This is a genomic window from Streptomyces hesseae (assembly GCF_031845785.1).
Lineage (GTDB): Bacteria > Actinomycetota > Actinomycetes > Streptomycetales > Streptomycetaceae > Streptomyces > Streptomyces hesseae.
This window is the reverse complement of sequence record NZ_JAVRFI010000015.1, coordinates 132,821-145,468: the sequence shown is the minus strand read 5'-3', so window position 1 is coordinate 145,468 and position 12,648 is coordinate 132,821. Positions and strand designations below refer to the sequence as shown.

At 71.4% G+C, this 12,648-nt stretch carries 9 protein-coding genes and 1 pseudogene; all 10 read right to left on the bottom strand.

What is annotated here, in order from left to right:
• Nucleotides 1-183 precede the first annotated feature (183 nt).
• Nucleotides 184-420, bottom strand: a complete 237-nt coding sequence (secG, locus tag RM609_RS22425; protein ID WP_311613298.1) for a preprotein translocase subunit SecG — start codon at nt 418-420, stop codon at nt 184-186.
• Between the two features lie 117 nt (nt 421-537).
• Nucleotides 538-1,314, bottom strand: a complete 777-nt coding sequence (gene tpiA / locus RM609_RS22420) for a triose-phosphate isomerase (protein ID WP_311613297.1) — start codon at nt 1,312-1,314, stop codon at nt 538-540.
• A 6-nt stretch (nt 1,315-1,320) separates the two neighbouring features.
• Nucleotides 1,321-2,532 (bottom strand): phosphoglycerate kinase, encoded by a 1,212-nt coding sequence (locus tag RM609_RS22415; protein WP_311613296.1) that lies wholly within the window; start codon nt 2,530-2,532, stop codon nt 1,321-1,323.
• A 146-nt stretch (nt 2,533-2,678) separates the two neighbouring features.
• Nucleotides 2,679-3,683, bottom strand: a complete 1,005-nt coding sequence (gene gap, locus RM609_RS22410; RefSeq protein ID WP_311613295.1) for a type I glyceraldehyde-3-phosphate dehydrogenase — start codon at nt 3,681-3,683, stop codon at nt 2,679-2,681.
• Between the two features lie 263 nt (nt 3,684-3,946).
• Nucleotides 3,947-6,259, bottom strand: a pseudogene (locus RM609_RS22405) (M14 family metallopeptidase); the annotation flags it as partial.
• Nucleotides 6,260-6,451: 192 nt separating this feature from the next.
• Nucleotides 6,452-7,459, bottom strand: coding sequence for a DNA-binding protein WhiA (whiA, locus tag RM609_RS22400; protein WP_071964484.1), 1,008 nt, complete (start codon nt 7,457-7,459; stop codon nt 6,452-6,454).
• Nucleotides 7,450-8,502 (bottom strand): gluconeogenesis factor YvcK family protein, encoded by a 1,053-nt coding sequence (locus RM609_RS22395; RefSeq protein WP_311613294.1) that lies wholly within the window; start codon nt 8,500-8,502, stop codon nt 7,450-7,452. Before RM609_RS22395 ends, whiA begins: the two co-directional genes overlap by 10 nt.
• Nucleotides 8,499-9,431, bottom strand: a complete 933-nt coding sequence (gene rapZ / locus RM609_RS22390) for an RNase adapter RapZ (protein WP_311613293.1) — start codon at nt 9,429-9,431, stop codon at nt 8,499-8,501. Before rapZ ends, RM609_RS22395 begins: the two co-directional genes overlap by 4 nt.
• Nucleotides 9,432-9,573: 142 nt before the next feature.
• Nucleotides 9,574-11,559, bottom strand: a complete 1,986-nt coding sequence (gene uvrC, locus RM609_RS22385; RefSeq protein ID WP_311613292.1) for an excinuclease ABC subunit UvrC — start codon at nt 11,557-11,559, stop codon at nt 9,574-9,576.
• 215 nt (nt 11,560-11,774) lie between these two features.
• Nucleotides 11,775-12,647, bottom strand: coding sequence for a hypothetical protein (locus RM609_RS22380; RefSeq protein WP_311613291.1), 873 nt, complete (start codon nt 12,645-12,647; stop codon nt 11,775-11,777).
• Nucleotide 12,648 lies beyond the last annotated feature (1 nt).

Here is a 12,648-nt window from a genome sequence, read left to right as displayed (position 1 = left end):
GGTCGTAACTCCCTGCGTGATGGTGCTGCACTGTGCCGAACAGCGGCTGCGCCGCGGGGTCGACAGTCCGCTCCGCTGCGGGCGCCTCAGTCTACGTAAGGCCCAACGCGCGTCCAGTGGCAGGAGTTACAGCCCGGCCGCGAGGACGCGCCCTCAATCATAGGCCGCGTCCGCGACGGAGCGTCAGCTGTCGAGCTTCATCAGCAGGCCGAGCGTGATGATGCACGCGAACCAGAGCAGACCGATCACGATGGTGATCCGGTCGAGGTTTCGCTCGGCGACCGAGGAACCGCCGACGGAGGACTGCATACCACCGCCGAACATGTCGGACAGGCCGCCGCCCTTCCCCTTGTGCATGAGCACCAGCATCATCAGCAGCAAGCTGAAGACGATGAGGGCGATCGAGAACCCGATGACCACGGCTGGACCAACTCTCTCGGACTGACTGGATGGAAAACACTACGGGGCCGGGCAGCGGCGTTTACGCCGGTCCCGGCCCCGACAGGGTACGACGGCGGGGGGCCGTCGTCATAGCTGCTACTGGTCTGCGAAGCGGACGATCTTGACGAACTCGTCCGCGTCCAGCGAGGCCCCGCCGATCAGGGCGCCGTCGACATCGGGCTGCGCCATGATCGCCGCGATGTTGCCGGACTTCACGGAGCCGCCGTACTGGATGCGGACCTTGTCGGCCAGCTCCTGGTCGTACAGCTCCGCCAGGCGGACGCGGATGGCACCGCAGACCTCCTGGGCGTCCTCCGGCGTGGCGACCTCGCCGGTGCCGATGGCCCAGACGGGCTCGTAGGCGATCACGATCGTCGCGGCCTGCTCGGCCGGGACGTCCGCGAGGCCGCCCTCGAGCTGCGCCAGGGTGTAGGCGACGTGGTTGCCCGCCTTGCGGACCTCCAGGCCCTCGCCGACGCAGAGGATCGGGGTGATGCCGTGGCTGAAGGCGGCCTTCACCTTGGCGTTGCAGAGCTCGTCCGTCTCGCCGTGGTACTGGCGGCGCTCGGAGTGGCCCACCGCGACGAAGGAGCACTTGAGCTTGGCGAGCATGCCACCGGAGATCTCACCGGTGTAGGCGCCGGAGTCGTACGCCGAGATGTCCTGGGCGCCGTACATGATCTTCAGCTTGTCGCCGTCGACCAGGGTCTGCACCGAACGCAGGTCGGTGAAGGGCGGCAGGACGGCCACGTCTACGGCGTCGTAGTCCTTGTCCGCGAGGGTGAAGGCGAGCTTCTGGACGTGGGCGATGGCCTCGAGGTGGTTGAGGTTCATCTTCCAGTTGCCCGCCATCAGCGGGGTGCGTGCACTCACGGTGGTTCAGTCCTCCAGTGCGGCGAGGCCGGGGAGCGTCTTGCCCTCGAGGTACTCGAGGCTGGCGCCGCCACCGGTCGAAATGTGGCCGAAAGCGTTCTCGTCGAAGCCCAGGATGCGCACGGCGGCGGCGGAGTCGCCACCGCCGACGACCGTGAAGCCGTCCGAGTTCAGCAGGCCCTGGGCGACGGCCTTGGTGCCGTTGGCGTAGTCGGGGTGCTCGAAGACGCCCATCGGACCGTTCCAGAAGACGGTGCCCGCGTCGGCCAGCTTGGCCGCGTAGAGCTCACGCGTCTTCGGGCCGATGTCCAGGCCCTCCTTGTCGGCGGGCATGGCGTCCGTGGCGACGACCTCGTAGGAGGCCGGGGCCTTGGTCTTCAGGTCGGGGAAGTCGGCCGAGACCAGGACGTCGACCGGCAGGACGAACTCCACGCCCCGCTTCTCGGCCTCCGCCAGGTACTCCAGGCACTTGTCCTTCTGGTCCGCCTGGAGCAGCGAGATGCCGACCTCGTGGCCCTTGGCGGCCAGGAAGGTGTACGACATGCCGCCGCCGATGAGGATGCGGTCCGCCTTCTTCAGCAGGTTGTCGATGACACCCAGCTTGTCGGAGACCTTGGCGCCGCCCAGCACGACCACATAGGGGCGCTGGACGTCGGCGGTGAGCTTGCGCAGGACGCCGACCTCGGTGGCGATCAGGTCGCCGGCGGCGTGCGGGAGCCGCTTGGGGAGGTCGAAGACCGAGGCGTGCTTGCGGTGCACGGCGCCGAAGCCGTCGCCGACGTAGAGGTCGGCGAGCGACGCGAGGGCGTCGGCGAAGGCGCCGCGCTCGGCGTCGTCCTTGCTGGTCTCGCCCGCGTTGAAACGGAGGTTCTCCAGCAGCGTGACCTCGCCGTTCGCCAGGGCGGCGACGGTGGCCTTCGCGCTGTCGCCGACCGTGTCGGTGGCGAACGAGACGTTCTTGCCCAGGATCTCGCCGAGCCGCTTCGCGGCCGGGGCGAGGGAGAACCGGGACTCCGGGGCGCCCTTGGGACGGCCCAGGTGGGAGGCGACGATCACCTTGGCGCCCGCGGCGGCGAGCTTGGCGATCGTCGGGGCGACGGCGCGGATGCGGCCGTCGTCGGTGATGGTGCTGCCGTCGAGCGGCACGTTCAGGTCGGCGCGGACGAAGACCCGCTTCCCCTCGATGCCGCCTTCGATCAGTTCATCGATCGTCTTCATGCAGTGACTCCGTGACGTCCGTAAGGATTGGTCATGGGACGGGGCCCGGACGACGCTCCGACGCGTCGTACGAGCCCCATCCCTCACATCTCGCTGCCCCTACTCCGGCGGCGCGGCGGTGAGCTGCCGGGATTCCGGGACAGGGATCAGAGCTGGCCGCCGACGAAGACGGTCAGGTCCACCAGGCGGTTGGAGTAGCCCCACTCGTTGTCGTACCAGCCGACGACCTTGACCTGGTTGCCCTGGACCATGGTCAGGGAGGAGTCGAAGGTGCAGGAGGCCGGCCAGTTGACGATGTCGGAAGAGACGATCGCGTCCTCGGTGTACTCGAGGATGCCCTTGAGCTGACCCTCGGCGGCCTTCTGGAAGGCGGCGTTGATCTCTTCCTTGCTGGTCTCGCGGTCGAGCTCGAGGACCAGGTCGGTGACCGAGCCGGTCGGGACCGGGACGCGCATGGCGATGCCGTCCAGCTTGCCCTTGAGCTGCGGAAGGACCAGGGCGGTGGCCTTGGCGGCACCGGTCGAGGTCGGGATGATGTTCTCCGCGGCGGCGCGGGCGCGGCGCAGGTCGGAGTGCGGGAAGTCCAGGATGCGCTGGTCGTTGGTGTACGCGTGGACCGTGGTCATCATGCCCTTGACGATGCCGAAGTTCTCGTCGAGAACCTTGGCCATCGGCGCCACGCAGTTGGTGGTGCAGGAGGCGTTGGAGATGACGTGGTGGTTGGCCGCGTCGTACTTGTCCTGGTTGACGCCCATCACGATGGTGATGTCCTCGTTCTTGGCCGGAGCCGAGATGAGGACCTTCTTCGCGCCGGCGGCCAGGTGCTTGGCCGCGTCCTCACGCTTGGTGAAGATGCCGGTGGACTCAATGACGATGTCGGCGCCGAGCTCGCCCCAGGGGAGGGCGGCCGGGTCGCGCTCGGCCATCGTCTTGAAGGTCATGTTGCCGACAGTGATCGTGTCGTCGGTGTGGCTGACCTCCTGCTTCAGACGACCCAGGATGGAGTCGTACTTCAGCAGGTGCACAAGGGTGGCATTGTCGGTCAGGTCGTTGACACCGACGATCTCGATGTCCGCACCCTGCTCCAGGAGCGCACGGAAGTAGTTACGACCGATACGGCCAAAGCCGTTGATGCCTACGCGGATCGTCACGAACCGATCTCCTCGTTGGTGTGCCGGGCTGCCCGGCGGCTGTATTGGGATGTCCCCGACCACCACCGACCCTACCTCTAACAGGGAAGGTACGTGACATTGGCGGCAATGGGCCCCGTGGTCCCCCGAGGCGGGCGGGACCACGGGGCCGGGGGCCGGGGACCTGGGCGTCAGCCCCCGACGGCGCGGAGCGCGGCGCCGGTCAGCGTGGCGCGCTCGCGGGCGTCGGGGACGTTCTCCAGGCCGAAGCCGAGCAGCGCGGTGTCACGGGTGGTGACGGCCGCCGCGTAGCGGGCAGAGCCGTCCGGGCCGTCACGGAGGGTGACCTTTCCGGTGTAGTCGCCGGCGGGCGCGCTGCGGAACTGGGGGAAGGTGTCGGGCGACAGCACGTCCGAGGTCGGGCGGTACGCGCCGGCCGTCGCCAGGGGGCCGGCACCGCCGGCGGAGGCGAGGGCCGCCGTGGTCCCCGTGAGCTCTCCGGCGCCGGTGAAACGCCCGGGCGCCGGCAGGCCGGTGCGGCTGTCCGCGCCCAGGTAGTACTGGGCGAAGTCGTCCGTGTCGGCTTCGCCGACCCGGGAGTCGCCGCCCGCCCGGGTGCCGGCGGCGATCAGCTTGCCGCCCTCGTTGACGAAGTCGCGGACGGCGAGCAGGGTCGCGCCGTCGGGGCGGGCGTCCCCGGAGTACCACAGGACCGTGTCGTAGTGGCTGAGCACGCCCAGCGCGGGCGGCGCGCCCTGGGTGGCGACGTCCCAGACGGTGGCCTTGCGGCCGTTGTCGGTGAGGGCATTGACATACGTCGGGGCGTGCCGGGAGGCGCCGCCGGGGCCTTCGTCGGCGACGACCAGGGTGTCCGCGCGCGGGGTGTCGGCCACGGTGAAGGTGAACGGCTCGCTCGCGGTCCGGTGGGCGTCGCGCGTCAGGCCGCTGAACCGGACGCGAACGGTGGAACCGGGGTGGGCGCCCTGGAGCGTGGCGCGGTACTGGTCGAAGCGGAGGTTGTCCTCGCCGCCGTAGCGGTCGCCGCCGTCCCAGGCCTTGACGGGCACGGTGGTCTCGGGCTCGCCGTCGACGCTGTAGTGGGCGCGGAGCTCGGTGAGGCTCTTGCGGGCGGTGACGGCGACGGTCTGCTCGCCGTCACGGGCGTGGGACGCGTTGAAGGCGTGCGGGGTGAGGTCGGGGGCGTCGAGGCCGACCGAGGAGGAGGGACGGTCGGCGTGGCGCGCGGACTCGGCGACGGAGAGGGCGAAGGGGACGTTCTTGGCGAACTCCTGCTGGATCAGCTTCTCGTCGTCGGGAAAGATGAAGGTGGAGCGGCAGTCGGCCGGGTCCCAGCGGTCGTTGGGGTCGACCGCGGAGGCGGTCTCGCAGGTCGACATCTCCGGGGTGAACATCATGGTGCCGTTGACGTTGGCCGCGTGGCCATCCGCCTCGCCGTTGGTGGTGTAGAGCTCCGAGGAGAGCTGGGGCCGGTAGCCGGGTATCGCGGACTTCTCGGGGGTGCCGGCGAGCGCCTTGTAGAGGACGTCGTCGGGGGTGGGGGTGGCCACCTGCCAACCGACGCCGTAGAGCAGGAGTTCGGCGGCGGAGTGGTAGTTGACGGCGTAGGTGAAGCGGTGGTCCTTCTCGAAGGAGTCCAGCGCCCTGGTCTCCGGTTCGGAGGCTGCGGCGGGCCCGCGGTAGGTCCCGGAGGACGGGCGCGGGGAGGAACCCTCGTTGTCGTAGCCCCACTTGTAGGGGAAGTTGCGGTTGAGGTCGACGCCGTCCGCCGCGGTGATCTTTCCGTCGCCGTCGTTGTCGCGGAGGTTCTTGCGCCACAGCCGGGTGGCGGGGCTCTGGAAGGTGTAGTCGTAGCCGTCGGGGTTGGCGGAGAGGACGAACCACAGTTCGGTGGAGTCCACGATCCCGGTGATCCGGTCGTCCTTGCCGTAGCGGTCGAGGTAGTGGTGCATCAGCCGCCGGGTCATCTCCGGGGTGATCCACTCGCGGGCGTGCTGGTTGGACATGTAAAGCACGGCGGGCCGGTCGCCGTCGTGGCGTACGGCGGCATCCTTGGTGACCTTGAGGGCGAGGATGTCCTGGCCGCGTACGGTCCTGCCGATGCTGACGACCTTGGTGAGGCCGGGGTGGGTGCGGGCGGTGTCGGTGATCTCCTGCTGGAGGCCGTTCTTCCCGCTGTACGGGCGGAAGACCCCGTCGCCCCGGGCGCCCAGTCCCTGATGGTCGCGCACGCGCTTTTCGGTGATGTCGACGCCCTGGCGGCGCAGTTCCTCGGCCTGCCTGCCGGTGAGGACGACCTCGACGGGCGTCTTCTTCCGGCCGTCGGCGACGCGCCGGCCCAGTTCGTGGCCGTCGACGCCGACCCGGAGCAGCAGTGGGACCTGGGCGCTGGTGACCTGGGCGGTCCACGCGGTCAGGGTGTCGGGGCCGGTGGGTGGTGCCGCGGTCGCGGGTGGTGCCATGGTCGTGGGCGGTGCCGTGGTCGCGGGTGGTGCCGCCTGGGCGAAGGGTGCCGCCGCCAGGCCGCCGCCGCATAACAGCGCGGCCGCCGCGAGGGCCGTTCTCGTCCTGCGTCTCATGAGCCCCCCTTGCCATTGACTGTCACGTCGGTACACGGACGCCAGGGTTCCGAGTCCTCATGATCATGTCAACGACGCATTTTCCGCCCGTCCGCTTTCGTCCGTGCGCTTTCCGTCCGGCCCTGGACAGCACACCGCCCCGCCACCCTTGCGGGTGAGCGGGGCGGCGTCGAGGTGACAGCGTGGAGCCGGTCAGCCGACCATGCCCTCGGCCATCTCCTCGGACAGGTCCGACAGATCCGAGAGGTTCGACTCGGTGCCGGGGATGCCCAGGTCCTGGGCGCGCTTGTCGGCCATGGCCAGCAGACGACGGATCCGGCCGGCGACGGCGTCCTTGGTCAGCGGCGGGTCGGCGAGCGCGCCGAGCTCCTCCAGGGAGGCCTGCTTGTGCTCCATCCGCAGCCGGCCGGCGGCCGCGAGGTGCTCGGGGACCTCCTCGCCGAGGATCTCCAGCGCCCGCTGCACCCGGGCGCCCGCGGCGACGGCCGCCCGCGCCGAGCGGCGCAGATTGGCGTCGTCGAAATTGGCCAGCCTGTTGGCGGTGGCCCGCACCTCGCGGCGCATCCGCCGCTCCTCCCAGGCCAGCACGGACTCATGGGCGCCGAGCCTGGTCAGCAGCGCGCCGATCGCGTCGCCGTCGCGGACGACGACGCGATCCACGCCGCGCACCTCGCGGGCCTTGGCCGCGATCTGGAGCCGGCGGGCCGCCCCGACCAGCGCCAGCGCCGCCTCCGGGCCGGGGCAGGTCACCTCCAGGGAGGAGGACCGGCCGGGCTCGGTGAGGGAGCCATGGGCCAGGAAGGCGCCCCGCCAGGCGGCCTCGGCGTCGCAGGTGGCCCCGGAGACGACCTGCGGGGGCAGCCCGCGGATCGGCCGGCCGCGGCCGTCGACCAGGCCGGTCTGGCGCGCCAGCTGATCACCGCCCGCCACCACCCGCACCACGTACCGGCTGCCCCTGCGGAGCCCGCCCGGGGCCATGACCACCAGGTCGGAGGCGTGCCCGAAGATCTCCAGGATGTCCTTGCGCAGCCGCCTGGCCGCGATCCCGGTGTCCAGCTCCGCCTCGATCACGATGCGTCCGCTGACCAGGTGCAGCCCGCCCGCGAACCGCAGGATCGCCGAGACCTCCGCTTTCCGGCAGCAGGTCCGGGTGACGGGGAGCCGGGAGATTTCGTCCTTCACCGCTGCCGTCATCGCCATGGGCCGATCCTTCCATGCATCCGAAAAATACGGTCGTACGCGGCGGCCAACAGCTCCGGGTCGTGTGTCGGGGAGCCGTCGGGCGAGGCGACCGGCGCCAGCTCGACCGTGGCCCCGAGCCGCTTCGCGGCATCGATGAGGCTTTCCCGGTCGGGCACGGCGGCCTCGTCGGCCAGCACCACGTCCAGGGCGAGTTTAGGGGCGTGTCGGGCCAAAACCTCCAAATGACGCTGCGGGGAGAAGCCATCGGTTTCCCCGGGTTGCGGGGCGAGGTTCAGCGAGAGCACCCGGCGGGCCTTGGTCTCCTGGAGCGCCTCCAGCAGCTCGGGCACCAGCAGATGCGGGATGACCGAGGAGAACCAGGAGCCCGGGCCGAGCACCACCCAGTCCGCGTCCAGCACGGCCGCCACGGCCTCGGGCACCGCCGGCGGGTCCTCCGGGACGACGTGCACGGACTGCACCTCGCCCGGGGTGAGCGCCACGGTGGCCTGGCCGCACACGGTGGTGATCTCGTCGGGGGCGGCCGGATCGTGGCCCTTGACCAGCGCCTGGAGCTCCAGCGGGACCGCCGACATCGGCAGCACCCGGCCGTGCGCGCCCAGCAGCTTGCCGACCAGGTCCAGCGCCTGGACATGGTCGCCCAGCTGCTCCCAGAGGGCGACGATCAGCAGATTGCCCACGGCGTGGCCGTGCAGCTCGCCCTGGCTCTCGAAGCGGTGCTTGACCACCCGGGCCCAGGTCTGCCCCCATTCGTCGTCGCCGCACAGCGCCGCGAGGGCCTTGCGGAGGTCGCCGGGGGGCAGCACGCCCAGCTCGTCGCGGAGCCGGCCGCTGGAGCCGCCGTCGTCGGCGACGGTGACGACGGCGGTCAGGTCGCCGGTGATCCGGCGCAGCGCGGCGAGGGAGGCCGACAGGCCGTGGCCGCCGCCGAGGGCGACGACCTTGGGCTGGGCGCCCCGGTACGCACGGCCCTGGGCCCGGCCGCTCGAGCGGCCGGGCACCAGCTTGCGGACGCGACGCATCCGGAAGGTCCGGCCGGTCACTCGCGCCCCATGTCCCGGTGAACGACGACGGTCTCGACGCCTTCCGAGACGAGACGGTGGGCGAGCTTCTCGGACATGGCGACGGAGCGGTGCTTGCCGCCGGTGCAGCCGACCGCGATCGTCACATAGCGCTTGCCCTCGCGGCGGTAGCCGGCGGCGATCAGCTGGAGGAGCTCGGTGTAGCGGTCGAGGAACTCCTTGGCGCCCGGCTGGTTGAAGACATAGCCGGACACCTCCTCGTTGAGGCCGGTGAAGGGGCGCAGCTCGGGCACCCAGTGGGGGTTGGGCAGGAAGCGGCAGTCGACGACGAGGTCGGCGTCGACGGGCAGGCCGTACTTGTAGCCGAAGGACATGACGGTGGCCCGCAGCTCCGGCTCCTCCTCGCCGGCGAACTGGGCGTCCAGCTTGGCGCGCAGCTCGTGGACGTTGAGGCTGGAGGTGTCGATGACGAGGTCGGCGTCGCCGCGCAGCTCGCGCAGCAGGTCGCGCTCGGCGGCGATGCCGTCGACGATGCGGCCCGAGCCCTGGAGGGGGTGGGGGCGGCGCACGGACTCGAAGCGGCGCACCAGGGCGTCGTCGGACGCCTCCAGGAAGATCACCCGGCGCTTGACCTTCTTGGCCTCCAGGTCGGCGAGCGACTCGCGGAGGTTGTCGAAGAAGCGCCGGCCGCGGACGTCCACGACGACGGCGATCCGGGCCACATTGCCCTGGGAGCGGGCGCCGAGGTCCACCATGGTGGGGATCAGGGCGGGTGGCAGGTTGTCCACGACGAACCAGCCGAGGTCCTCCAGACACTTGGCGGCGGTACTGCGGCCCGCCCCCGACATGCCGGAAATGATCACCAGCTCGGGGATACCCGCCGCTTCACCGGTCGCCTCCGCCGTCGTGCCCGTACTCACCTGTGCTCCGTCCCGCTCGGTCGCGTTCATGCTGTCTTCCCCCGTTCTGCCGACGGCGCCACCGGCGTCGTCTTCCCTTCCATAGTGAGGCCTCCCCGGGCGTGCGGCCCGGACGACGGACCGCGCCGGTCCGGGCGCGGTCCGCCGCAGCCGTCCTGTGCGGTCGGGTCCATCATTCCTCCGCGTCGTCCATGATCTCGCCAGTGGCCGTGTTGACGGCCGGGGCGGGCGGGGCCGCCGCGGCCAGTGCCGCGGCGACGGTCTCGGCCGTCTTGCGGCCGATGCCGGGCGTCGCGCAGATCTCCTCGACGGTCGCGGCGCGCAGCCGCTTGACCGAGCCGAAGTGCTTGAGCAGCGCCTGTTTGCGGGTCTCGCCCAGGCCGGGGACCGCGTCGAGCGGTCCGGCCTTCATGCTTCTGGAGCGCTTGCCGCGCTGGTAGGCGATCGCGAAGCGGTGGGCCTCGTCCCGGACGCGCTGAAGGAGGTAGAGGCCCTCGCTGGTGCGGGGCAGGACGACCGGGTCGTCCTCGCCGGGCAGCCAGACCTCCTCCAGTCGCTTGGCGAGGCCGCACACGGCCACGTCGGTGACCCCGAGCTCGTCCAGGGCCCGCTGGGCGGCGGCCACCTGCGGCTGCCCGCCGTCGACCACGACGAGCTGGGGCGGGTAGGCGAAGCGCTTGGGCCGGTCGCCGTTCTCCGCGGGGACCTCGCCGTCGGGCTCGTCGCCCGGGGCCTCCTCGGCCCACTCCCCCGTCTTGAGCTTCTCCTGGAGGTAGCGGCGGAAGCGGCGGCCCACGACCTCGTGCATCGACCGGACGTCGTCCTGCCCGGCGAAGCTCTTGATCTGGAAGCGGCGGTACTCGCTCTTGCGGGCCAGGCCGTCCTCGAAGACGACCATGGACGCCACGACGTCCTGTCCCTGGAGGTGGGAGATGTCGAAGCACTCGATACGCAGCGGCGCCGAGTCCAGGCCGAGGGCCTCGGCGATCTCCTCCAGGGCCCGGGAGCGGGTGGTGAGGTCGGAGGCGCGCTTGGTCTTGTGCAGCACGAGCGCCTGCTGGGCGTTGCGCTGGACGGTCGTCATCAGGTCCCTCTTGTCGCCGCGCTGCGGGATGCGCAGGTCCACCCGGGAGCCGCGCCGCTCGGCCAGCCACTGGGCGACGGGCCCGGCCGGCTCCGGCAGGGCGGGGACGAGCACCTCCTTGGGGACGGCGTCGCCGCTCTCCTCGCCGTAGAGCTGCTGGAGGGCGTGCTCGACGAGGCCCGCCGTGTCGACCGCCTCGACCTTGTCGGTGACCCAGCCGCGCTGTCCGCGCACCCGGCCGCCGCGCACATGGAAGATCTGCACGGCCGCTTCGAGCTCGTCCTCGGCGACCGCGATCAGATCGGCGTCGGTGGCGTCGGCCAGGACGACGGCGTTCTTCTCCATGGCACGGCGGAGCGCCTCTATGTCGTCCCGCAGCCGGGCCGCCTTCTCGTACTCCATCTCCTCGGCCGCATCATGCATCCGCTGTTCCAAACGGCGGATGTACGCTCCGGTACGTCCGGCCATGAAGTCGCAGAATTCCTCGGCGAGTTCGCGGTGCTCCTCGGGGGTGACGCGGCCGACGCAGGGGGCGGAGCACTTGCCGATGTAGCCGAGGAGGCAGGGGCGGCCGATCTGGTGGGAGCGCTTGAACACCCCGGCGGAGCACGTCCGCACGGGGAAGACCCGCAGCATCAGGTCGACGGTCTCCCGGATGGCCCAGGCGTGGGCGTACGGGCCGAAGTAGCGCACGCCCTTCTTCTTGGGGCCGCGCATGACCTGGACGCGGGGGAACTCCTCGTTGAGCGTGACCGCGAGGGAGGGGTAGCTCTTGTCGTCCCGGTACTTCACATTGAAGCGGGGGTCGTACTCCTTGATCCAGGAGTACTCCAGCTGGAGCGCCTCGACCTCGGTGGAGACCACGGTCCACTCCACGGAGGCGGCCGTGGTGACCATGGTGCGGGTGCGCGGGTGGAGACCGGCGAGGTCCTGGAAGTACGACGAGAGCCGCTGGCGGAGGCTCTTCGCCTTCCCGACGTAGATCACCCGACCGTGCTCGTCGCGGAACTTGTACACCCCCGGCGAGTCGGGGATCTGTCCCGGCTTGGGTCGGTAGCTGCTGGGGTCGGCCATGTCACACACCCTACTTGCGGGCACTGACAACTCCACCGTCCGGCCGCCGGTCCGCCGACGGGGGCGGCCGCCCCCGTTCCGGCCCGTCCCGGCCCCCTTCCCCGGCCCTTTCCCGGGCCTCTTCCCCGGCCCGTGAACGGACACGACTCCGGCCCCGGCGGTGGTGGCCGCCGGGGCCGGAGCGGGAGCGGGGGACGGCCCCCGTGGGGGTGCCGTCAGCGGTGCCGCAGCCTGCGCCTGCGCACCGCCACGGCCCCCAGCCCGAGGGCCAGGGCCGCCGCCCCGCCGGCCATCGCGGCGGGGGCCGCGATCGGGGAGCCACCGTCACCTTCCGGTGCCGCGGTCACCGACCGGTCCGCATCGGTCCCCGGTGCGACGGACGTCCCGTCGCCGTTCACGGCGCCTTTCGCGTCGTAGCCGCCGGCCACGCCCTTCTTGTCGTAGGCCGAGCCCGGCAGCCTGGCGCCGTAGGCCTTGCGCACCCGGTCCCGGTAGGCGTCGACCGTGGTGCCCTTCTCGCCGACCGCCCGCACGGCGTCCTCGTCGAGGGGCAGGACGCGGTCGCCGCGCTGGACGTACCAGGCGTTGATCTGCGGCTCACGGAAGACCGTGCCGCCGCTGAGCTTTCGGGCGCCGGCGGCCGCGTAGCGCGTCTCGTCGTCGCCGGTGGCGATGTTGACGACGCTCCAGGTGTTCCCGGTGCGCGCGGTCCACACCGACGCCTTCTGCCCGTCGGCCGAGACGGCGGTGCTGGCGAGGAAGTCCAGCCGGGCGATCGGGGCGCCCTCCTTGCCCGCCACGAAGTCCCGGTCGAGCGTGTAGACGGGGACCGTCGCGCCGTCGATCCTGGGGCGCGCGTCGGTCTTCGCGAGCGCGCCGTCCCGGGCGAAGAAGCGGGAGAGCGTGGACAGGGTGCCGGGTGAGGCGGCCGCGTCGTGGGCCTCGGCGACCCCGGCTGCCGGCGGCGGCGCGGGGACGGCCGGGGGCGGGGCGGCGTGGGCGAGGGGTGCGAGGCCCAGCAGCGCGGCGGTCAGGGCGCCGGCTGCGGCAGCGCGGGCGGCGTTCCTCGGTATGTACCGGTCGGTCATG